Annotated in this window: 43 protein-coding genes; 2 read left to right on the top strand and 41 right to left on the bottom strand. The window is 36.1% G+C overall.

What is annotated here, in order from left to right; all coding sequences use genetic code 11:
- Nucleotides 1-9: 9 nt before the first annotated feature.
- The 21 genes from I580_RS09390 to I580_RS09295 form a co-directional block, all read right to left on the bottom strand.
- The gene (locus I580_RS09390) at nt 10-714 is read right to left on the bottom strand and encodes a DUF5677 domain-containing protein (RefSeq protein WP_010771730.1); all 705 of its coding nucleotides are present in this window, start codon (nt 712-714) and stop codon (nt 10-12) included.
- A gap of 334 nt (nt 715-1,048) precedes the next feature.
- On the bottom strand, nt 1,049-1,561 hold the full coding sequence (locus tag I580_RS09385; protein WP_010771729.1) for a hypothetical protein: 513 nt from the start codon (nt 1,559-1,561) through the stop codon (nt 1,049-1,051).
- A 118-nt stretch (nt 1,562-1,679) separates the two neighbouring features.
- Nucleotides 1,680-1,835: a hypothetical protein gene (locus I580_RS16950; protein WP_010771728.1), complete on the bottom strand. Its 156-nt coding sequence runs from the start codon at nt 1,833-1,835 to the stop codon at nt 1,680-1,682.
- A 328-nt stretch (nt 1,836-2,163) separates the two neighbouring features.
- Complete coding sequence (locus I580_RS09380) at nt 2,164-2,631, bottom strand: ArpU family phage packaging/lysis transcriptional regulator (RefSeq protein ID WP_010771727.1); 468 nt, start codon at nt 2,629-2,631, stop codon at nt 2,164-2,166.
- Between the two features lie 91 nt (nt 2,632-2,722).
- Nucleotides 2,723-2,854 (bottom strand): hypothetical protein, encoded by a 132-nt coding sequence (locus tag I580_RS17340; protein WP_010771726.1) that lies wholly within the window; start codon nt 2,852-2,854, stop codon nt 2,723-2,725.
- Entirely contained in the window at nt 2,847-3,128 is a 282-nt protein-coding gene (locus I580_RS09375; protein WP_010771725.1) for a hypothetical protein, read from the bottom strand. The genes I580_RS17340 and I580_RS09375 overlap by 8 nt, the downstream gene beginning before the upstream one ends.
- A gap of 186 nt (nt 3,129-3,314) precedes the next feature.
- Entirely contained in the window at nt 3,315-3,833 is a 519-nt protein-coding gene (locus I580_RS09365; protein ID WP_010771723.1) for a class I SAM-dependent methyltransferase, read from the bottom strand.
- Nucleotides 3,833-4,003, bottom strand: coding sequence for a hypothetical protein (locus I580_RS17095; RefSeq protein ID WP_010771722.1), 171 nt, complete (start codon nt 4,001-4,003; stop codon nt 3,833-3,835). The genes I580_RS09365 and I580_RS17095 overlap by 1 nt, the downstream gene beginning before the upstream one ends.
- Nucleotides 4,003-4,329 (bottom strand): hypothetical protein, encoded by a 327-nt coding sequence (locus I580_RS09355; protein ID WP_010771721.1) that lies wholly within the window; start codon nt 4,327-4,329, stop codon nt 4,003-4,005. The genes I580_RS17095 and I580_RS09355 overlap by 1 nt, the downstream gene beginning before the upstream one ends.
- Before the next feature lie 65 nt (nt 4,330-4,394).
- Complete coding sequence (locus tag I580_RS09350; protein ID WP_010771720.1) at nt 4,395-4,613, bottom strand: hypothetical protein; 219 nt, start codon at nt 4,611-4,613, stop codon at nt 4,395-4,397.
- 16 nt (nt 4,614-4,629) lie between these two features.
- The gene (locus I580_RS09345; protein ID WP_010771719.1) at nt 4,630-5,154 is read right to left on the bottom strand and encodes a hypothetical protein; all 525 of its coding nucleotides are present in this window, start codon (nt 5,152-5,154) and stop codon (nt 4,630-4,632) included.
- Entirely contained in the window at nt 5,132-5,695 is a 564-nt protein-coding gene (locus I580_RS09340) for a hypothetical protein (protein WP_010771718.1), read from the bottom strand. Before I580_RS09340 ends, I580_RS09345 begins: the two co-directional genes overlap by 23 nt.
- Complete coding sequence (locus I580_RS09335) at nt 5,692-5,916, bottom strand: hypothetical protein (RefSeq protein ID WP_010771717.1); 225 nt, start codon at nt 5,914-5,916, stop codon at nt 5,692-5,694. The genes I580_RS09340 and I580_RS09335 overlap by 4 nt, the downstream gene beginning before the upstream one ends.
- On the bottom strand, nt 5,917-6,681 hold the full coding sequence (locus tag I580_RS09330) for a DUF1642 domain-containing protein (protein WP_143141665.1): 765 nt from the start codon (nt 6,679-6,681) through the stop codon (nt 5,917-5,919). It abuts the gene before it with no gap.
- 29 nt (nt 6,682-6,710) lie between these two features.
- On the bottom strand, nt 6,711-6,890 hold the full coding sequence (locus tag I580_RS09325) for a hypothetical protein (protein ID WP_010771715.1): 180 nt from the start codon (nt 6,888-6,890) through the stop codon (nt 6,711-6,713).
- A 3-nt stretch (nt 6,891-6,893) separates the two neighbouring features.
- On the bottom strand, nt 6,894-7,082 hold the full coding sequence (locus I580_RS09320; protein ID WP_010771714.1) for a hypothetical protein: 189 nt from the start codon (nt 7,080-7,082) through the stop codon (nt 6,894-6,896).
- Complete coding sequence (locus I580_RS09315; RefSeq protein ID WP_010771713.1) at nt 7,079-7,501, bottom strand: YopX family protein; 423 nt, start codon at nt 7,499-7,501, stop codon at nt 7,079-7,081. Before I580_RS09315 ends, I580_RS09320 begins: the two co-directional genes overlap by 4 nt.
- The gene (locus tag I580_RS09310) at nt 7,494-7,856 is read right to left on the bottom strand and encodes a hypothetical protein (protein ID WP_143141666.1); all 363 of its coding nucleotides are present in this window, start codon (nt 7,854-7,856) and stop codon (nt 7,494-7,496) included. Before I580_RS09310 ends, I580_RS09315 begins: the two co-directional genes overlap by 8 nt.
- Nucleotides 7,849-8,073 carry a hypothetical protein gene (locus I580_RS09305; RefSeq protein ID WP_010771711.1) on the bottom strand — a complete coding sequence of 75 codons (225 nt, stop codon included), beginning with the start codon at nt 8,071-8,073 and terminating at the stop codon, nt 7,849-7,851. Before I580_RS09305 ends, I580_RS09310 begins: the two co-directional genes overlap by 8 nt.
- Before the next feature lie 5 nt (nt 8,074-8,078).
- Nucleotides 8,079-8,267, bottom strand: coding sequence for a hypothetical protein (locus I580_RS09300; RefSeq protein WP_034860207.1), 189 nt, complete (start codon nt 8,265-8,267; stop codon nt 8,079-8,081).
- Nucleotides 8,264-8,974, bottom strand: a complete 711-nt coding sequence (locus tag I580_RS09295) for a hypothetical protein (RefSeq protein WP_010771710.1) — start codon at nt 8,972-8,974, stop codon at nt 8,264-8,266. The genes I580_RS09300 and I580_RS09295 overlap by 4 nt, the downstream gene beginning before the upstream one ends.
- A gap of 62 nt (nt 8,975-9,036) precedes the next feature.
- On the opposite strand from I580_RS09295, the gene I580_RS16470 reads away from it, so the two are divergent.
- Nucleotides 9,037-9,750 (top strand): DUF4145 domain-containing protein, encoded by a 714-nt coding sequence (locus I580_RS16470; protein ID WP_010771709.1) that lies wholly within the window; start codon nt 9,037-9,039, stop codon nt 9,748-9,750.
- Here I580_RS16470 and I580_RS16945 read toward each other — a convergent pair whose 3' ends face one another.
- The 19 genes from I580_RS16945 to I580_RS09200 all read right to left on the bottom strand — a co-directional run bounded on the left by I580_RS16945 (nt 9,751) and on the right by I580_RS09200 (nt 19,100).
- Nucleotides 9,751-9,888: a hypothetical protein gene (locus tag I580_RS16945; protein WP_010771708.1), complete on the bottom strand. Its 138-nt coding sequence runs from the start codon at nt 9,886-9,888 to the stop codon at nt 9,751-9,753.
- 11 nt (nt 9,889-9,899) lie between these two features.
- Complete coding sequence (locus I580_RS09285; RefSeq protein WP_010771707.1) at nt 9,900-10,367, bottom strand: DUF1064 domain-containing protein; 468 nt, start codon at nt 10,365-10,367, stop codon at nt 9,900-9,902.
- 161 nt (nt 10,368-10,528) lie between these two features.
- Nucleotides 10,529-10,762 carry a hypothetical protein gene (locus I580_RS09280; RefSeq protein ID WP_010771706.1) on the bottom strand — a complete coding sequence of 78 codons (234 nt, stop codon included), beginning with the start codon at nt 10,760-10,762 and terminating at the stop codon, nt 10,529-10,531.
- Nucleotides 10,750-11,151: a hypothetical protein gene (locus I580_RS09275; RefSeq protein ID WP_010771705.1), complete on the bottom strand. Its 402-nt coding sequence runs from the start codon at nt 11,149-11,151 to the stop codon at nt 10,750-10,752. The genes I580_RS09280 and I580_RS09275 overlap by 13 nt, the downstream gene beginning before the upstream one ends.
- A gap of 11 nt (nt 11,152-11,162) precedes the next feature.
- Complete coding sequence (locus I580_RS09270; protein WP_010771704.1) at nt 11,163-12,005, bottom strand: ATP-binding protein; 843 nt, start codon at nt 12,003-12,005, stop codon at nt 11,163-11,165.
- Nucleotides 12,006-12,008: 3 nt separating this feature from the next.
- On the bottom strand, nt 12,009-12,869 hold the full coding sequence (locus I580_RS16465) for a DnaD domain protein (protein WP_010771703.1): 861 nt from the start codon (nt 12,867-12,869) through the stop codon (nt 12,009-12,011).
- Between the two features lie 22 nt (nt 12,870-12,891).
- On the bottom strand, nt 12,892-13,620 hold the full coding sequence (locus I580_RS09255; protein ID WP_010771702.1) for an MBL fold metallo-hydrolase: 729 nt from the start codon (nt 13,618-13,620) through the stop codon (nt 12,892-12,894).
- A complete protein-coding gene (locus I580_RS09250; RefSeq protein ID WP_010771701.1) occupies nt 13,617-14,492 on the bottom strand; it encodes a recombinase RecT in 876 nt (291 codons plus the stop codon). Before I580_RS09250 ends, I580_RS09255 begins: the two co-directional genes overlap by 4 nt.
- A 200-nt stretch (nt 14,493-14,692) precedes the next feature.
- On the bottom strand, nt 14,693-14,833 hold the full coding sequence (locus I580_RS16940) for a hypothetical protein (RefSeq protein WP_010771700.1): 141 nt from the start codon (nt 14,831-14,833) through the stop codon (nt 14,693-14,695).
- Nucleotides 14,834-14,836: 3 nt separating this feature from the next.
- Nucleotides 14,837-15,130, bottom strand: a complete 294-nt coding sequence (locus I580_RS09245; RefSeq protein WP_010771699.1) for a hypothetical protein — start codon at nt 15,128-15,130, stop codon at nt 14,837-14,839.
- Nucleotides 15,131-15,133: 3 nt separating this feature from the next.
- A complete protein-coding gene (locus I580_RS09240; protein WP_010771698.1) occupies nt 15,134-17,077 on the bottom strand; it encodes an AAA family ATPase in 1,944 nt (647 codons plus the stop codon).
- Nucleotides 17,074-17,442, bottom strand: coding sequence for a hypothetical protein (locus I580_RS09235; RefSeq protein WP_010771697.1), 369 nt, complete (start codon nt 17,440-17,442; stop codon nt 17,074-17,076). The genes I580_RS09240 and I580_RS09235 overlap by 4 nt, the downstream gene beginning before the upstream one ends.
- 31 nt (nt 17,443-17,473) lie before the next feature.
- The gene (locus tag I580_RS09230; protein WP_010771696.1) at nt 17,474-17,737 is read right to left on the bottom strand and encodes a hypothetical protein; all 264 of its coding nucleotides are present in this window, start codon (nt 17,735-17,737) and stop codon (nt 17,474-17,476) included.
- Nucleotides 17,734-17,931: a hypothetical protein gene (locus I580_RS17140; RefSeq protein ID WP_034860204.1), complete on the bottom strand. Its 198-nt coding sequence runs from the start codon at nt 17,929-17,931 to the stop codon at nt 17,734-17,736. Before I580_RS17140 ends, I580_RS09230 begins: the two co-directional genes overlap by 4 nt.
- Nucleotide 17,932: 1 nt before the next feature.
- Nucleotides 17,933-18,127: a hypothetical protein gene (locus I580_RS09220; RefSeq protein WP_010771695.1), complete on the bottom strand. Its 195-nt coding sequence runs from the start codon at nt 18,125-18,127 to the stop codon at nt 17,933-17,935.
- Nucleotides 18,120-18,374 carry a helix-turn-helix transcriptional regulator gene (locus tag I580_RS09215; protein WP_010771694.1) on the bottom strand — a complete coding sequence of 85 codons (255 nt, stop codon included), beginning with the start codon at nt 18,372-18,374 and terminating at the stop codon, nt 18,120-18,122. The genes I580_RS09220 and I580_RS09215 overlap by 8 nt, the downstream gene beginning before the upstream one ends.
- Nucleotide 18,375: 1 nt before the next feature.
- On the bottom strand, nt 18,376-18,594 hold the full coding sequence (locus tag I580_RS09210; RefSeq protein WP_010771693.1) for a hypothetical protein: 219 nt from the start codon (nt 18,592-18,594) through the stop codon (nt 18,376-18,378).
- A 5-nt stretch (nt 18,595-18,599) separates the two neighbouring features.
- Complete coding sequence (locus I580_RS09205; RefSeq protein WP_010771692.1) at nt 18,600-18,896, bottom strand: hypothetical protein; 297 nt, start codon at nt 18,894-18,896, stop codon at nt 18,600-18,602.
- Between the two features lie 12 nt (nt 18,897-18,908).
- Nucleotides 18,909-19,100 carry a hypothetical protein gene (locus I580_RS09200; protein WP_010771691.1) on the bottom strand — a complete coding sequence of 64 codons (192 nt, stop codon included), beginning with the start codon at nt 19,098-19,100 and terminating at the stop codon, nt 18,909-18,911.
- Nucleotides 19,101-19,179: 79 nt separating this feature from the next.
- On the opposite strand from I580_RS09200, the gene I580_RS09195 reads away from it, so the two are divergent.
- Nucleotides 19,180-19,377 (top strand): hypothetical protein, encoded by a 198-nt coding sequence (locus tag I580_RS09195; protein WP_010771690.1) that lies wholly within the window; start codon nt 19,180-19,182, stop codon nt 19,375-19,377.
- On the opposite strand, the gene I580_RS16935 is transcribed toward I580_RS09195, so the two are convergent.
- Nucleotides 19,355-19,501, bottom strand: coding sequence for a hypothetical protein (locus I580_RS16935; protein ID WP_010771689.1), 147 nt, complete (start codon nt 19,499-19,501; stop codon nt 19,355-19,357). The two genes, I580_RS09195 and I580_RS16935, sit on opposite strands and share 23 nt — an antisense overlap.
- Nucleotides 19,502-19,833: the final 332 nt, after the last annotated feature.

The raw sequence follows: 19,833 nt of genomic DNA, 5'->3' as shown, positions 1-19,833 counted from the left end.
TCGTTTTTATCAAAGCAAAGTTTTCAACTCTTCAGTTACATACTCTAAAAGGTTTATAATTATATTTTCAATATTTATTTTATCCAAAAGAGTTGGTTGCAATTTAGTATATTCACCTTCCATAACAATGTGTTTAATTCCATCACCACCATGAGTCTCCAAACATAAATATCTATAAATTCCATCATATAAATGACTTTTTTCGACTCGACTGAAAAGTCTTTTTATACTTTTTGTTTTTTTGTCATCGTTATACCATGGTTTAAGTCTATGTCCATAAATAGAGTCTAGCTCTTTTATATATGATTCAATTTCACTTTTATTATCATTCACTAGGTTGTTTAATGAGTTTAATTCAGGATCTTTCTTTTTCATAATTTCTAAATTTGAATTATTATTTTGTTCACTATTTTGAAAATCCATTTCCCTGTAAATATTTAGTTTATATGCATTACTTCGTCTTTCAGAATCCTCAAGCAAGATGTATCGTAAATAAACATAGTTCTCAAGCATTATTCTAATTAATGATTTTACTCCTGCAAATCTGTTGTTTTGTATTAATACGACCACTGACTGGAAGATATCGAATACCTCATATGCGATCTCAGTTGAAACCAAGTATACTCCTGTATCTACCTCTTCTAAAGAACTCTTTCTAAAAACTTCGATAAGCACTGATGTAAAATCTTCTTTAATTTGATCAATTGTTTTCATAAAACCTCCAGATTAATTTTACACTGATTATCTCTCAGTTCTCAATTTCTTTCAACATCAAGTCAACTTCTATCAAAACTTTTAGATCAGATACTGAGTTAAGTTTGAACTCGTCCTCTTTTAAATTCTGTAACCTTTTCTTAAGTTCAATATGTTATATTACTATTGTATTGATTTGGCGACCTCAAAGGAGGTACAGCCATATTAGATTTACTGTATAAAACTTTATCCATGGTTAAAATACTGCATGATATCTATCACCCTCATATGGATAAGCAGTATAAACCAAAGCACAAGAAAAGGAGATAGCCATTAAGCTGTCTCCTTGTTTGTTTTATAAATTAAAATCAATGTCGCTGTAGTCAATGACTTCCTGAGATTTCACATGAATTCCCGAAGTTAATCCTACTTTTATTTTTAGTGTTGTTGCCGATGCATTCATCACCCTAATTCGTTCATTTCCCAAATGATTTGTCCCTCCTGGGAAATCATCATTTACAGAAAAAATAATAGTTCCATGAGTACCATATTCCACAAAAGAGCTAAATCGACGCATATGCCCATCATAGTAACCAAACCTGTCAACGACAATCGTTTCAGGTTCGCAAGTGTCAAGTTTAAATTTCACTTTGAACTTCGAAGCTAGTTGTTCACTAGAAAATCCGCCAACATTAAACTCAACAAACTGTCCTGATTTAAGTTCTGCTTCTTTAATAAGCGGTAACGCTCGTGTAACCGAAAAACTTAACGCTTCTGGCGCTTGTTCTTCCGCTTCTGCTGCATTAGCTATCCCGAACATCCCTACAACTACCAAACAACTTCCAATTAATAAACTTTTTTTAAACATAAAAACACTCCTTTCTTTATGAATATTAATTCTATCACAAAGACAAATAAAAAGAAATATTATAATATAAAAAGCCACCGCATAAGCGATGACTATATAGGTGCAATGCACCAGGATATTAAATTAGTTGTCTCAGTGTTTTGCCTTCGTCGTTTAATAACCAAATTTGCGAGATAATATATTCTTTAAACTCTTCTGCTACATCAGCATCAAATGAATTATCAACTTCACCTGCAGAAAATGATCGAACTGTTCCATCGGTGAATTCGACCATTACGAAGTCCTCACAATGATTTGTTCTTTTCACTCCAGCAATAATATCTGTCTTTAAAAAACACCCACAGGCTGTAAACTAGGTATTTACCTGTGAGTGAATCCTCTTAGTTAACGGCATGATATAAGAATGGCACTATGTGAGTAGTCTATTCTTAGTCTCTCCATCAACTGTTTGTCCAAAAAAATAAAGAAAGGAGGTCACCGACTAATCGTGTAATTGTGTTTGCTGATCTCTTTCCTTATCTTTCGACACTATCATAATACAATGGATAATCAGCATGTTGTCAGTATCTTTTCAGTATAAAGCACCGACAAGAACCCGATTTTTAGCGGAATTTTACTAGCTCCAATGCCGAAGCGAATTGAATCATAGCTTTTGATGACTCTTGAGAAACTAGATCCTCACTGATATTACTTCTTTCTGCTGTTACATATACTGAATGACCACTGATATACCGATCGTAAAATATTTTCTTTCTTCGCTCTGTAATATCTGGTTTAAAAGGATGCTGGATTGTCGCATAACCTCTTACAAACAACTTGTGTAAATACTCAAATTCTTCTTTAGCTTCTTCTTGTTGTATCAAAATCTGTTCAGCTTCTGGACCACTGTCAACGGTTGAAGGAGGAATCAAAGAGAAACTTGCTGTAACTTTTGGTTCTCTTGGTTGTCCCACCCTGCAACGCGCGGAAAGATAAGCTGAAAGGAATACTCCCATATTATGCCTTGTTCGATCCATATCCACGTCCTTTTGATCCGGCATTTCGTATCTACTAACATCAAAAAGCACCATTTTCCTTGATTCCTCCTGTTATGATATAATAAGCTGTCGGGCTGAGAGGAATCTCGGCTTTTTTTATTTACGCTTTTTTTCAGTTCCGTTATTAATTGCTTTTTGTTCCAGTCTGCGTTTTTTCTTCTTGATTTTCGACTTTGTTTTTCCCATCCGCTACCCCTCCCATATTATTTAAATAGTCCGCCAAACGCCTGCTCATGGTGCCGTTGCGTTTAGTCATTGGCAACAAATCCAGTTAAAAACACATTGCCATTTTTACGTTGTATCTTGTCATACGATCCAATGAGCTTGCCGTCAATAATTAGGCACTTTGATTTGTCAGTATAAGCACATTTATAATAGAGTACTGATAACCTAGCTCCTTGGCACTCATGCCCTTTACGCATTGCTTTGCTAACTGCTTGCTTAGTCACTCCTAAAAAGTCTGCCGCTTGCTGTTGATTGTCGAATACTTTTACTTCGGCATTTTTAACGACTTTGATTTGGTTGGACATCGTCTACCTCCTCTAGCTTTCTGCCACACATTGGACAGTATTTTATCGGCACCGCTCTTGTACCGTGATATGTCACTCTAGATACTAGCAAATATTTGTATATTGATATCTCTTGCTCATGATCTCCAAAAGGCGTAGGCTCAATTCCTTTAACGATTGCTTTGCCTCTTATGCAATACTCACACATCAGCTATCACCTGCTTTCTTGACCTCGACGGTTACTAAAGTATCGTGCTTACTACCACCATGAGGTACTACAAGTAACTCGACCAATTCCATATTTCTTTTTTTGCCAACTCCGTTAGAATTCCACCCAAAACAAAGAGCTATTCCATCAGGTTTTAAGATACGACCTATTTCATCAAGATGCCTCGCTCTCCATGATGCTTGCGTATGTTCTTGTGTTACCTCGTACCCAAAACCTTTGTATGACTCAGATACTTGTCTAACGGAATACGGTGGATCATAAAGCACTATATCGGCCGTTTCCGAATCGATCATTTTCAAAAAGTCTAAAGCGTCCATGTGATGAGTAGTATCAAACTCTGGGTTAAGGTCATTCGTAATTGTTCCCCACTTAGAATCGTTTGCGAAAGGATCAATCACAGTCATTTCTTGACTAATGTATTTATTTAACAAATCATTAATCGGTTTTATTGTAAAAGTATTTTTATTAGGCATCGCCCAAGTTCTTCTCATATCCATCAGCTATCACCATCCAATCTAACAGCAACCGTCCTCTTGCCTTTGTCACGCTTTACATTGCTAGGTGTTGCCCAAAACTCAATCGTTGACTGTTTAACGTTTAGCGCCTCAGCGCATTCTTGTTTTGTTCCTGTGGCGATTAGGTCATCACCTTTGTATATTGCATACATTAGTGATCACCCGCTTTCCTCAGACCCATCCACCCTGTAAACAAAGACTCAGTTAGTTCGATTGTATCTGGTTCTGTTGGTATTTTTTTATATTCCCACCACTCAGCTCCGTCATACTCGTGTCTTTCTAACCACCAATCTTCACCCACAACCAATAAATCTGTTGCGGTTTCTTCACCACCATATCCATTGTCATATGCTTTGTTTGCTAAGATAAAGAATTGTTCAAGATTCATTTTAAAATCTGGACACCCTACCCAAACGATGTCACTTAATGAGTGACCGTTTTCTTCTAACTTTTTTGTTGTCTCTTCTAATAAATTCATTTCTTGTCACAAAGGAGTAAAAAGCTTTTTAGTGTCGGCCGACAAACCTCCGCTCCTTTCTTGGGTTAATCTCTTGGCTCCAAATAACTATTTAAATATTTAATATTTTCCTCAATCTGTTTACGCTGATTCTCAAAATATTTATTAATCGTTTCATCATCTGTATTAAAATTATTCCGATTATGCCACGTATTTTCGAGTTGCACAGTCTGCTCGTATATGGTCTTAGCATGATCTTTTATATAATTGATTCGCATCTGAGTGTATCCGTATGCCTGCTCCATCCCTACTCATCCCTTTCTATTCCCAATATCCATGACCAGGAACTTTATAAAACTTTTCTATTTCTCGATTCGACGACCGCAACATACTTTGTAAAAGTGTCATTCTTACCGACAAATCAGGGTATTTTCGCTTGGGTTTAATCACTGTACGCATATATCCTAGTGGTGAGATAGTGATTAATCCGAGGTTTTGATTTTTCAAACGAGTATCAAAAAGCTCGATTTTCTCTTTTTCCGTGTAGTATTTAACATTTTCTACTTCTTTTTTAGCATCAATTTTTAATTCTTCGTACAATTCACTTGGCATTACATAATAGTTAAAATCGCCGTGGAAAGATAATTTGGCTTTGCTTTTAAAATCAGCCTTGCTGACCTTTATTTCATAACAGCGAAACTCTCCGTTTGTTTTGTAGGTAATAAAATCAACTATTTCTTGACCGCCCCAACCGATCGTCACTTCGAAACATCCAAATATTCCCTGTTTGTTATTTTCCTTCCAGAGGACAGCTTCTATTTGCTTAGTTTTCTCTGTCTTCGCCATCCCCTACCTCCTGCAGTTCTTCGGCTGTTTGGATGAGTTTTAACGTAAGTTCATTATCAATATCAACATAATCAGAACCATAATCAGCTAAATAAAAATAGATGGTGTCCTCTCCTACCTCGGTGACTAATGCTGCCTGATTTTCAAACGCGCACATATCCCCCACCCGAAACTCATCCAACTTACGTCCTTTACTGGCAAAGTATTCTGCACGTTTAAACGTTGCTATCTGTTCGGCGGTGGCTGGTGCTGCTTCATTTCCGAAAGGTGACCCTAATTTAAATTCTGTTTCTGATACTTTTTCTAATGTTTTGTTGTATTCCTTGATTTCCGCAAAGTTTTCTCGGAATCCTGTAACTTTAAAAAAACTTTCCGATACGTAATAGCTATAATAATACTCCCCGACCGCAAACGTTGGTTGGTGGTCTGAGGATGATAAAATGGACTGATATAGCTTTTCATCATCCTCAGACCATAATTCTGGATAAGTTTCAGCCGTCGTTATTGCCCAACGTTTTAGCAGCTCTGTTTTCTCTGTCATTGTAATTCCTCCCTCTCAAACATCAGTTCAAACAGTTCACTGCTGATGTCTAGCCAATTGCCATTTTCCTGTTGAAGAAATACTTCTGAATCTCCATGAATAATTACACCTTCCCAAATACTGTCTTTTTCAACAGACAGCTCCTTTCCCTCTACTTCGTTTCCTTCGAAATCTTCAAGGAACGGTACACTAAAATTATCAATACATCTATACTTTGCCATTTATTCGTCCTCCTCTACTGGTACAACTTCGCCGCCTACAATCCTTGCGATATTATCTGCTCCATCTTTTGTAGTAAAATGATTGGCTTCGTTTACCCAACCTGGACTATCCATTGTCGTCATTTTAGCCAACATACTATCTTCCCAATCGACAAAAGCTAGTTCACCAACTCTGACATAATACAATGGCTCTTTTGCCGCAGTATAAGGCTCACCTTCGACAGCTCTCAACAACTTAACAACATTGCTTAGACTTTCCGCTAAATATTCTCCAACCTCACTAGGGATTGTGTCATCATACGCAGAATCTTCATTCCAGTAATAACGCATTATATAAGACAATAATTCATCGTGATCATCTTCTAATGGTGTCCCTAACCAATCAACAATCGCCTGCGGAAATTGCAACTTAAGTTTATTATCAGATTTATTCAACCAAGCGCGACATAACAGATCAAAATTATCATCAATCCAACATTCGACTGTGTCATCGTCAATCTCATCTGTGCAGTCGCTGTAGTACTCCTCCGTCAGCATTTCTTGCAATGAGCCGTATTGCTCCATAGTGCTTTTGATAAACTCTGGCACCACAACCTTGTCCTGTTGGGTTGGTAGTGATGATTTGAGTTGTTGTAGTTCTTTTACCATGTCTTTTAAGACTTCGACAGCTATCTTCATGCCGCTGATACGATCAATTTCACATGCCCATTGACCATCAATATATTTCTCGTAATTATGGATTTCTTTTTCGTACTTCTCTATCAATTCCTCAATTTTCATACGTTGTGTCCTCCTTATTCAAACCATTCTGGATGTTGTTCTTTACACCATTCCACGTATGCTTCGTTTTCTCTTTCTTGATGATCATCCAATTCTTTTTGCGTCCATTCTTTATTGCAATCTACGCAATAGTAAAGGCGTTCTAGCTCTTCATCGCAATCTGGACAAATTGGTATGCAACAATCTTCATGCATATACTACGCCTCGTTTAATTCGATCGCTGGTCCACATGCGACAGCATTGTTAAACTCGTCAATCTTTATTTTTATTTCAGGAACTTCTTGCTCCTCAATTGTTTGTTCCATTTTGTAATTTGATTTGCAATAGCTATTAAATGCATCTAGCCAGCCTTGCTCTTTATTGTCTGTAGTGATGATATATTTCATTTCTCCACCTCGTTTAGTAATTCTGGATTTGCGTGAATGTTACCGATTACTTCTACTGCTTTTCTTATCTGCAGTAAATTAGTTAATGTTTTATTCGGATTTTTTACCCTCCAAGCACCTGTGTTATCTCGGAAAACAGCATACTCAATTGTATGTTCCACGTTGCTATAATTAATTGATTTATATTTTTTCCTGAGGATATCCCCCTCGCAAATCTCCACACCATTCTTGTCTTTTAGTCCTGTGTATTGCATGAGGATGACATTATCTAAGCTTTCCTCATCGATCCTAAAAGTATTGCCTCCTGGATTCGGATATTTAATTGCTATTTTATTGTTCAACCAATCAATTCTGACTACATCGTTAAACATTTCTTGGATACGTATTTTCTTCCACGCTCTAAACTTCGGCTTATTCATTCGGCTTCTCTCCAATCTTTTCAAGGAATTCGTTTTCAGTCTGCCACTCTAGTGGGTTTCGAATTTCTTCCCCCATCCATTCATCACTGCACCCTTCATCTTCATCAAATTGAAAATAGCTAAATACATATGGATCCTTCTTGCTACCAGTCGGATATGAAGCAGAAAAAGAATAATAAGGAGTACATCCGTTAAATAAATACGTATTAGGCATAGTACCTACGCTTTCGTCAGTCAATTCACCTTCATCATTAATTCGATACAGATTCCCTGCATCCCTCATGATTGATCGTGCATTACTTGGTAATATCGCTCCGCGTTTTTTAATTTTCTTCCACAAGATTCTTTTATTCATTCGGTTCACCATCACAAAATTCAGGATCAACTACTTCTCTCTGGAAAACTCTAAAATGCCAGTCAAGATGAAATAGCTCTTCTTCTGTAAAATAAGGATTCCAGTACCCTTCGTTGTTTGATTCCCATAACACCTCCAAATGGTCGCCGACTTTGTAAAGCAACTGACGATCGTCGTCTGTTTCAATTATTGGAAACTCATAGTATTTTTTATCCACTTCATTCACCTCTGTTGTATTTTTCCTTTGTCAGCAAGATGAATGAACAGAAGGCCAATATCAATGACCTTCTCGTTCATAATTTCTGCAACTTTTGTTGGCTTTGTTCCACTATTGAACAGTCCAATAGCTTGATCAATTTCTTTCTGCGTCCAATCGAATTTCTGATCTTCAAGAATGATTATCTTGCTCAATACGGATCAACTTCTCCGTCTTCGTCGTCATCTTCTGTCACGATTTCTGACTGTTCGTTTTCACCCTCTGATTCGTCCTCTGTGACGTTTTGCTCTTCCGATGAGTAATTATCCTCTGCTGTTTCTTCTTCGTCTGAAACCTCTGTTTTTTCTTCAAATACGACTTCATTTCGCTTCTTGTTCCAAGCGTCGGCATATGGAGCGTAATAAGCTCTAGCGTTTTCCATACCGTTAATAAGATTAATTTCTGAAATTTCGTAGTCTTCAGCGATATCAGCTGCTGACTCTCCGTCATTCAAACGGTGCAACACATCTCGAGGATTAACTCTCCCTGGAAATTCTAGAGATCTAGCTGCAAGGATGAATTCATCTACAATTTCCTTTGTAACCATAAAGTCTTGATTTTCAAGATCTACATTTCCGTTTTCGTCAAGTTCTAATTGTGTTTGTTCTTCTTTTATAAAGTCAATTGTTCCGTCGTTGTTAACAACATATCTTTGAGTAGGAGAGTTAGTTGAACGATCGTAAGGGATTGAGTAACTGTAGTATTCAGGAACAATAGTGATATTTACCGTCTTTCCTGAAAATCGTCGTAAATCATCATATTTACCGTCTAATGTTCCGTTTTTCACTTCCAAGGTTATTTTTGTTAAATCCTCGCTAGCGATATTAATTGATTTAATTGTTGGTCTAAATTCTAATGACATGTTTTTTCCTTCTTTCTTTTTTGTATGATATTATTAATTTAAAACGTAAAGGAGAAACAATATTGATTACAGAAAGACTTAATTACTATGATTTTGACGAAAGACATCATGACAGTTATGAGTTAGATATAGAAGAACCTAGAATCTGTAACTATTGCAATAACGTTGGAGAACAAATTTTTATATCAGGAATATATTTAGATAATACTGATGACGAAGTAGCCGCTGTTTGTTTTTTCAGTTGTTACTTTTGTAAAAAATCATCTGTTCACTATATGGAGTTTCAATCACGTGGGCTTAATAATAGATGGTTAGAAACTAAAGAAGTACATCCAAAATCAAGATTAGTTGAAAACTCAATAACCCAAAACAAAGATTTGTTAGATAAATTTCCAGAATTCTTCAATATTTACAATCAATCTCAAAAAGCTCAAGATGATGGACTTGATCAAATCGCTGGCATGGGGTTCAGAAAATCTTTAGAATTTCTAGTTACCGATTTTCTACTTTGTTATCCTCCGGAAAATGTTACTAAAGAATGGTTAACCAATCCAAAAACTACTTTAGGTAATAAGATTGAAAAATTAGAAAACCGACGGATCAAGAAACTATCCAAAGCTATTTCTTTTCTAGGAAATGATGAAACCCATTACACACGTCGACACCCAGAACACGATGTTGAGTCAATCAAAACTTTCATTAAGGCTCTCTTAAGTGATGTTGAAAATGAAATGACTTTACTTGAAGCAGAAAAACTTTTGAACAAAGGGAAATAATCATTTCCCTTTGTATTTTATATAATCAATTAATTTTCTGTTGCTCTCCATTGCTTTTTGTAAAGAGTTTGAATTAAGTTCAAGTAAAGCTTCCAAGAATTCAATCTTCTCTTTTAAATATTTCACTTCTAAATCCATCAGTTTTCCTCCTAATAGTTAGTGGCTTGTCGCCAGTGATAATTAAAGTTTCTTGTAATAAATGGATTCTTTTCGTTAAGCGGCTTCGTTACACCTTGAGTGATCACTTTAAAATCGTTTGCTCTGATAACAACTGCTTCAACTGGATGATTAAATTTCATAGCGAACAATCGGAATCTTAACTTGTTTGATTGATCAATCCCATAAGCGCCAAAGCTGTTTTTAATATCGATCACATGTAACCAGTTGCCTTTGTGATCCTTAATTAGAAAATCAGGTGAATAAGCGATGCTCGAAATATTCGCACCTGGTAATTCATGTTTTTCATTAAGAATAAATCTCGGATGTACTTCATAAGGGAAGCCGCAATTCTTTACAAATTTTTCATAAAATGTGGCTTCTTTTTGTGAATCGAACGTATGACCATCCAATTTAACTTTATTCCCTCTTTTGTTTAAGGCTGTAGGGCTATTTGCCATTATGGTTGGTCTCCTTCCTACTTCTTTCAATTTCATCAATCTGATTTCTAACATAGTTTCCGTTTGGATTACACTTTGGACAAGGTTTGGCGGTGGCTAGCCCGAAATCTCCAGTAGTCCAAACAACACGGTGATCATTGCAAGTCATGCATTTAGTCATTTCATTCGCCACCTTTCATCCAAGTTTGATTTGACTTGGATACTTTGATTTTCTTCTCAGGCTTACTCACCTTTTTCATATCTACGGATCGCTTAACCCTGACCATAATTCCATCCGCTGTTGCAGCTGTTAAATTTGCCAGCTGTTTATCCTCATGGTGATATGCTCTTGAAAGATCACCAACTGGAAACCCATCTTTATCAAGATACGCCCACACTTTGACTACATAAGGCATTCGACCACTTCGCTTTCTGGTCTAGGTCCACACATAGCAATAATTTCTCCAGTCCGTTTCGTTATACTGTTTTTGAGTTTTTCCTTGCCGATTTCCTTAATCATTTCCACAACTTTTTCTGCTTTATTTTTAAATAGTTCAATCGTTTTTTCTTTTGTATCACATTCAGCAAATTCAAAAGGATTCACCCAAATTTCAGTCAGTTTACAACCTGATGTTTCTTCAGTAACATTGAGCTTAATTCCCCATTGTGCCTCTAGAGGAATAAATACAAACGAAAATTCCCCGATTGAAACTTTGTGGCAATGCACCATTCCCCAATCGTTTGTATCTTCCATAGGAATTGCAACTTTGTATAATTCTTTTGATACGATAATATTCTCTTTCAAGTTCTTCCCTCCTAAATTCCGCTTATTCGCTTATCTTTCGTTGTTCTAAAAGTAAAGCCATACCCGTTTGAATTATTAGCCATCCTAGAGACAACGCGATCACCATAAGCTTGTTTTAATTGTTCGACCGTTAAATTTGTTGTGTAAATTACGGCTTTATTTTGTCTAGAATCAGTAATTCTAGTTAAAATTTCATTGTTATATGGGCTACTTGCTGTTTTGCCATCGAACAAACCTAACTCTGCCCCTATATCATCAATCACAACAAAATCAGCCTTCTGTATGTCTGACATCAGTTCACCTGTGATAGCTTTTCGAACTTGTTCGTCATTCATCGCGAACTTTAATTGGTCCAATAAATATGGATAGCTGACATAAAGAGCTTTCTTGCTGTAATTCGATTTTTCGATGACTTCCCAACAGATACCCATACTTAAATGACTCTTTCCGACTCCTGGATTGCCAAGAAATATGCCATGGATTGGATCATTTAAAAGAACTTTATTAACGATTAATTTTGCCCGCTCCTTAGCACGTTTAGTCTCATCATCAATAATTTGGTAACTCTCAACCCTTTTATCCATGAGTGGCTTGTCAGTCAGCAAAGAACCACGTTTAAGGAAGTTAATAACCTTACCTCTCATGCTGTCAGTAGTCATTTTTTCGACAGCTGCTACTTCTTTTTTCTTAAGCATTTTATATCCACATTGCATGCAAGCAGGAGGGCATCGGTCACTCCCATCTTTATTCTTCTGCCGCCAAGCGTACATATCTTGGCCACAATGAGGGCAACTGTCACCAGTGATATATAAAAGCTTAGCGATCATCATTTGAAAAGGATTTGCCGTTTGCATTGTTTACCCCCAATCCAAATCGTCGTAATCAGTGTTTGTCTCTGGTTGCTGATTATTTTTATCTGCTTGAATTTTCTTTTGACCTGCCTTAACGTCATCAATAGTTAAATATCTTTTTTGTTCCCAATCTTGAAGGATTCTATTTATATAAGCGTAACTTCTCTTGTTATAATCTACAGCTTCACTTATTGCTGCGAGAATAATTTTTATAGCATTTCCTTCTGTTGCTCCAATTTCAATGAAGTCTTTTATCCAATACTCAAAATCTTGCATTGTTTTTTGACCTAATGTTCCAAAGCCGTTGGATTCGTAGAATCTGAAAATAGTTTTGAGGTCGTCTGAATCGTCCTTATTACTACTCTCCTTTACTTTACTTTTATTTACTTTACTTTCCTTTACTTTACTTTGTTGATTAATGTCTACATCTTGTTTGTTGTGCTCGGTTTCTGCTTCGATAATTGCGGGTGAGTAGCTATTATGTTGACATTTATTTTTCAAATCTGGCTTTCTAGGCTTTGCTACCTTTCTTCTCAGATATACATCACCGACATTCTCCATAAAATTAGTTGCCCATATGACTTTTTCTTTCCATAACTCAAGATCAATAGCATCCAATTCTGCTAACATATTTAAGATATTGTTAGCAGTTTCTTCGTTCACCCGAGTTTTTGCTAACAGAAACCTCCACTCAGCGGAATTTCCGACATCAATAACATGACCATCAGTGGAAGCTATAAGTTCAAGCAACTTAAACCAAAAAGCATAACCATCATTTCCAAAAGAATTTTCTAAAATAAAAAGTGTTTTCCCACTATTTGCCATATGCGGAAAATAATCTACAGTCTGCTTTTTCTTTCGTGCCAAAAATTTTCGCCCCCTTTCTGTGTCATGCTATATAAACTGGAACACCAGTTAATTTTTGTATTTCTTCTTTAAACTGCTTCTCATTGCTGTTACTGTCTGAAAGATGCAACAACCAAACTTCTTGTAATTTTGCTGATTTATTCGCTTGGATAAAATCCTTAGTTCGATCGAAATCAAAGTGACTTTCTAACAATCTTATTTTGCGTTTCAGATCATAACCCTCAGTCATTTTTTCATCCGCAATTTCTTTTGAATAATTAGCCTCAACCATCATGTGAGTGACGTTAGGAAATTTGTATTTGACGTAATAGCTATCAGTGATAAAAACTAATCGATCGCCGGCAGTATTATCAATTAAAAAACCGCAAGGTTCATTTGCATCGTGTTGAGTTTCAAAAGGAGTGACAAACCAAGTACCGATTTTTGTAGTTTCTTTATATTCGAAAGTTTTCATCCGATAATGATCAAACTGAGAAAGCTTGATTTTATCGTCCGAGTAAATCCCATCAAGCGTGCCATGAGTTGCGTATATATCTAATGTTGTTCCATCAATCAAAGGTTTGATATATTGACAATGGTCTCGATGCTCGTGTGAGACTAGGCATGCCAGCACTTTCGAAAAATCGTGTCCCATGTTTTGCTGTATCTGTTTATATGGGACACCACACTCGATCATTAACTGACTGTGACTATCATCAATTAAATATGCATTCCCTGAACTTCCAGATCCAAAACTTTTTATCTTAATCAATATGGTTCATCCTCTGCTTGTTCAATTGTTGGCTTCTCGACTTCTGGTTCTTTTTGGTGCTGTTCTTCTTTGGTCGGCTCTGCTTGTTTTGGCAAAGGCTTAGGATCGAGAACTTCACTATTTGCCTTTTCGTCAATTTCTTCGATAATCTCAGCTTCTTTGATTTCATCCGCATCTGGATATTCATTAGCTGTTGAATTGTTGATAGCTTCGATCAAAAGGTCGCTATCATCACTTGTATTGATAAAGGCTTTAGCAGCACGATTGATTACAGTTCGTTTTGCCATTTCCTGCGGGAAATCATTTTGAACGTTTTTAGTTTTTGCTTTACTCCAAGATTTATCGATTTCTTTTTTAGTCATGGTAGTTAAAAACTGTTCACCTTCATTACTTTCGATGATGGCATAAGCTCCAATGATTTCATTGTCGCGGTTAGCAAACGAGGTGCCGTGCTTAGATAATTTTTCGTGACCGTGTTCATCGATTTCGATTTCAAATTCATCGCCTTTATAGATCACGTTTGCCCAAATATTTTTAACTCCGCTCAAGCGTTTGACAACTGCCATTGTTCCGAAGTAAGAACGTGTAAGTTTTAACGTTTGACCATAAGGGACAAAATAACATTGTGTTTTTGCTGGACTTAGACCTTGAATCGTCATATCTAATAAAGCATTGGCGATCGATTCTTTCGAACATTTTTCTAGCAAACTTCCTCCAGGTGCATTAGTCATTGCGAAAAATGCACTTTTTAAAGCATTGGCTGGACTGTATGAGGGTGGTAGAGCTAAACCCTCTTTTTGCATTGCTGCTACTTTATGTGTTACTTGATCCGTAATATCTTTTTGTAGTAGTGCTGGTGTTTGATTAGCCATGTTTTTTTATTCCTTTCTTTGCTATACTATTTTTAAAAGGCAGGTGTTGATTTTTGGAAAAAGATATCAAAGGAATCTTTTTTGTTATAAGAAAAAATTCAAAAGGTGAATTTTACTTCACCATCTCTAATACCGAAAATAAAGTATTGATGACTAGTGGGACTTACGATCAAAAAGGCTTAGCTCAAATTGATATTGATTTAATCCGATTCGACCTTAGAAATACTTTCGTCTTGGACTACACTGTCGCTACTTAATTGATTCGAAAACGAAATCAACTCTGCTGACATTTCTAGTAAATGTTCAGCGATTTTTTTTAATTCCTGATCAGAAATATTCATTTTCTATACCTCAATTCCTTTTTTTAGCAATTCAGATAGTTCCTTAGTTTTCTTTACTGATAACTCGTCTATTTCGTTAAATGCAAGAGCTTGAAAAGCTTTAACTGATGGACTATTTAAATTTAAAAAGCGACTTTCTTTGATTTCAAAAGCTACTTGATTCCCGCTTGACCCTTTACCCGAAACACGAATGCCACTTATGTTGGTTATGATCTCTAACCAATTATTCAAAGCTTCAATCTCGTTCATCAAATTATTAATTTCTGCTGAATAAAGTTCGACTTTTTTTAAATCCATTATTTATACCTCAACTTTCAATTGTTCGTCTTCTGTCACCTGAAGCTCGATCATCTGAGTATCAACATCAATCAACTGATTAACGGATTCGGCATTATCTACAAATACTGGTAAATGGATACCAAACTCTCGTGACAAAGTGTTGATAATATCTAAATCACAGTTGATTCTTGCACCATTGTTTAATCCGCTGCTGTACTCAACACCTTTATAAGTCGCCTCACATACTTCATCGATTGCGCCATTTTTTAGAATGTTGAACAGTTTAAACTTAACCATCTCAAACTTATCGTTGATTGATTCTTCTAGCTTTTTAACCTTGCGGCGAGTAAACTCGTCGATCATCCATAATTTTCTTTCAATATCCTGATTCTGTTGTTTGAGTTCTTGGTCCTTGTTTTTAAGTTCGTTGATCCGATCCTCAAACTGTTTGATAAGATCAAACTCTTTTAAAGTAGCCTGCATGACAGCAAGGTTGTTTTTGTCCTCAGCGATTGCTTGCAGCAAGGCTTGTTCCTCGCCACCCTTGTCACCTGTTGCATCTTTGATTTTTTGTTGACACTGATTAATTTGTTGATTGATTTCTCGATATTGATCAGATTGTTCAAACGATCCAATCTTTGTACGTTGGAAATTAAGATCGTTATTGATTAAATCCAGCTGTTGATTAGCTGCCGAGAACTCACCTGTTAAACGATTGATCTCAGTTCTAACTTGCTGTAGTTCTTTATCGAGGCTTGCCATGTCCTGCTTCGTAGCTTTTTGAGCTTCGACTGCTGCTTTATTTTCTTCTATTTTTTCAGCTTTATCTTTGTTAAATTTATTTCTTAATTCTTCAACTTGATCAAGCGGTAGATCCTGATTACAGGTAGGACAAGTTGTCTGATGATCATCAAATGTTTTTTCGTTTAGAGCTTTATACTCAGCAAGCTTAGCGGCTCTAAACTCATTTTTTTCTTGGATAGCTCGTTGTAAACGATATTCGTTGCTTTCCAGCTCTTGTTTGGCAGCACGGATATTATTCACCTTTGCTTGTTGCGCATTGACATCCTCTTGTAAAGATTGTGTCGCCAAGTTGGAGCTGGTTAAAAACTGGTTGTTTGCTTCAGCAAGCTTTATCTGTAACTGCGATAATTCCTGACGGTGATCTAAAGTAGGATCACCTGCGACAAAAGAAGAAAGCTTTTTCTCTTTGTCTTCAATTTCTTTGCTAAAAAATGCAATAGCTTCTTGAACCTTTTCGGGTGTTTTGTCATTCTTAATGTTGTTGATTGCATCTGTATTTTCTTGAATACGAGCTGGAATGCCTTCAATATTTGCTTTGACTTCCTTCTTTTGTCCTGCTAGTATTTTTTTCATTTCATCAACACTGTGTCCATCAAGAATTGTCGCAAGCTCAGCAAGTTCAGGATCGTTTTGGATGACATCTTCATCAGTCAAACCTGACATACTAATTAGGATCGAACGGCGTTCTTTCCAATTCATTTGCATGAAAAACGATGCATTAGATAGCATTTGAAGTTTAGACTCGCCGCCGATTTCTTCAAGATAAGCTTTCCAGTCTTTTTCCTTGGTTGGTACAGTATCAATAAAATATTTGGTTGTGTCTGATCCACGAGTTTTCTCTACCTCTCCTCGTTTAGATGACCAAGACTCTTTTTGAATTCTTTTGAGTGTGACTGTTTTACCATCAATGATTAGTTCAGCTTCCACTTCTGGTTCGAGACCGATTTGCTCATTATTGTTAGCGTCTAATGGCTTAGGGTTTAGCTTTGACCCTTGAGTATCTTTGCCAAAGAATAGCCACTGTAGCCCGTCAGAAAGACTTGTTTTACCAAATCCATTCCGTGCACTTACCACTGCTGGTTTTCCATTTAAATCTAGTGTGAAATTTTTGAATCCTTTAAAGTTTTTATATGAGACACGGTTAATCAAAATTTGTGTCATGACTCCATACCTCCCAAGATATTTATTAGCATGCTTTTGATTTCATCCATTGATGCCGGACTGTTTTCGCGTTCATTCTCTGCTGCTCTTTTCGCTCTGCATCTCGGACATCCACAACCTTCTTGCTTCAATAAAAATGCATTGATTAATTCGTCTGATGTCATTTTTGATCGCTTTTTCAATGTTTCATTGAAGTGTTGAAGCAATATGAATAACTCAATTGGATCTCCAACTAGCATTGTTCCAATTGCGTTTCCTTTTTCTTCTGAAAAAGAGACCGCTAAGTTCAAATTCAACTCTCTACAGCGATTCCCCAAATCTTTGATTGCTTGTCTTATTTCGTTAATTTCCTTTTTTTCATCCATATGCTATACTCTCCTTAGATTTGATATTTATTTAATGGCCTTCTTCGGGTGCGACCGACGTTGGCTCTTTTTTTAGTCGTTTGTTGTTTCCAACAACTTTAATACCCATCGAACTTGCTCTTGTCATGATCGCTTTAACAGGACGTTCTAAAGCAAAACTCATTTCCTCTGGACCAATAACCGAGTACCACTCTTTCAGGTAATCAAGATCCTCTTGTGTCCAAGGCTCGCCTCTTTTGGTATGTAGTTCTGGGCAATAGTTCATGCGGCCGTATTCGTCGTAAGTCACGTTCATTGCACCTTTTCCCACCTTTCAACCCCTTCTTCTAGTAACCCTTTGTTGAATTTGTGAAGCTGCCCTTTAGAGTCTTCTTTGTACTCGCATTTATCAGTAGTAATGTATCTAAAACCGTTAACTGTATATCCAAAACTTGGATTTATTAAGATTATTTTTTCTTTACGTTCTTTAAAGAACTTTGTTAAATCCAACTCATTCACCTGCCAGTATCAAAGCTTTTTGATGCAACTCAGAAAACTTCTTTGATTCGATCATTAAGCGATTGATCTCATTTAAGTTCTGATGCTTCAATGGATGGCTTGTCTTTTCATTTATTACTTTCTCTAAGTTCATTTTTCTATCCATAGCTAAATCTCGGATTAGATGCAGTTCTAATTGATCAAACATTTTCATCATCTCCTTCCTTAAAAGCAAAGATTTGTTCAATTGGCACTTCAAAAACTGCCGCTATTTTATGCGCTAATAAAAGAGAAGGATTATATCTGTTCCTTTCCAACTGAATGATTGTTTGTCTAGATGCTCCTACCTTGTCAGCAAGTTCTTGTTGAGTCATACGTTTCATAGCTCTGAAGACGTGAATCGTACTCTCAAATTTCGATTTTTCCTTAGTTGTTTCAGTAATTTGTTCTGTCATTTCATCTCTCACCCTTCTCGATATTTTTCGTTTGGTTTCTTTTTGCTGCTGCATCTTCCCATAAGTGGAAGCCGAACAATTCAGCAAATAAAATGTAAATAGTCATTAACATCACATAAGCAACAGCAACTTTGGGATTAGCATTATTTGTAAATATGATTACTAATCCAACAAGAAAAGCAACAGTAGTTAATCTATTCAACCTTGTTAATCGTTTCATTTTTTTCACCCATCCCATCCATCAATAATTTCTTTACAGACTTTCTTTGCTTTTTCAGCATCGTAGTAACATTTCCCGTTCTTTTTTTTACGTTCGATAGCAATCATTCTCGGATCGCTAAAAAGATCTCGTTCAGCAGTTGACATTGACATAGAATTACGCCTAGCAATCTCTTTTCGATCAAACATATCCTTTTCTAGATCGAACCGTTCAACAGAAAGTTTAATTGCCTCACTGAGCATGTCTTTTAAAATCTTATAGACCAAATCATATAACGCACGCTTTAGCCCTGTTTCTTCCACTCGAAATACCTCCTATCTGATTTGAAAGTCTTCAATGATTTTTAGTACAAGTTCATTGGCTGCTTTAGTTTTTTTCTTTCCCTCAAGCACTTCATGCAAGTACGCTCGACTCTTTCCATACATAGTCGCAAGACTTGTGATAGAGATATTTTTTTCGTTTATATAAGTTCTAATTGCTTCTCGGCCACTGATTGTTTCTGGCATAGTATCAACTCCTTTATATTAGTATTGTTAGAAATGTTTAACCTTGATATACTTAAAGCTGAAAGTGAGGTGAAAAAATATGAAAGAAATTAGTAATACTTCAATAGATTTTGAATGGCAATCAATACAAATCGCTAAGGAACTAACAATCGCTAAATTAAACTCCGCTTCAGCTACCACCACCAATGCAGATGTTGGTAAACACATTGGCGAAATGTATTTATCCATTCATGAAGCAGTACAAAAATCATTTATTAAAGCCGATACAAAATCTTAACTAAAACCGTTGCAACACTTGGAAGAATCGCAATCTCTTCTGGTGTTGCATCTTTTTTACTCGCCCGCTCAATAAACTCAATTAGTGAATCCTCTAAACGCTCTTGAATATTTTTTTCTTTCATGTTCTCACCTCACTCTATTAGTTATTAGCTGACTACTTAGAAACTTGTTTACAAAATACATTTGGCCTTTACCAGTAATTAAGTAGTTGCGTCTTGCACATTACCTTCTTTTTAAGAAAAATATCTTCTAATGAAACATTCAAATCTGTAATATATTTCTCTCTACTCATTTGCTATAATAAGTTGAGGTGATAATCATGATTACTAGAAATAGTAGAAAATTATTGAAAATAATAATTAAAATTAGCAACAATAAAATTTCAAGATTGAGCTATAATCACACATATTCAACTTCAATAGAAAAAATATTTTTTCAAGATGAATTCCGACTT

The sequence above is a fragment of the Enterococcus caccae ATCC BAA-1240 genome (genome assembly GCF_000407145.1).
GTDB classification, from domain to species: Bacteria; Bacillota; Bacilli; order Lactobacillales; family Enterococcaceae; genus Enterococcus_L; species Enterococcus_L caccae.
Note: the sequence above shows the minus strand (reverse complement) of the source record. Positions and strands in the feature narration are given on the sequence as shown.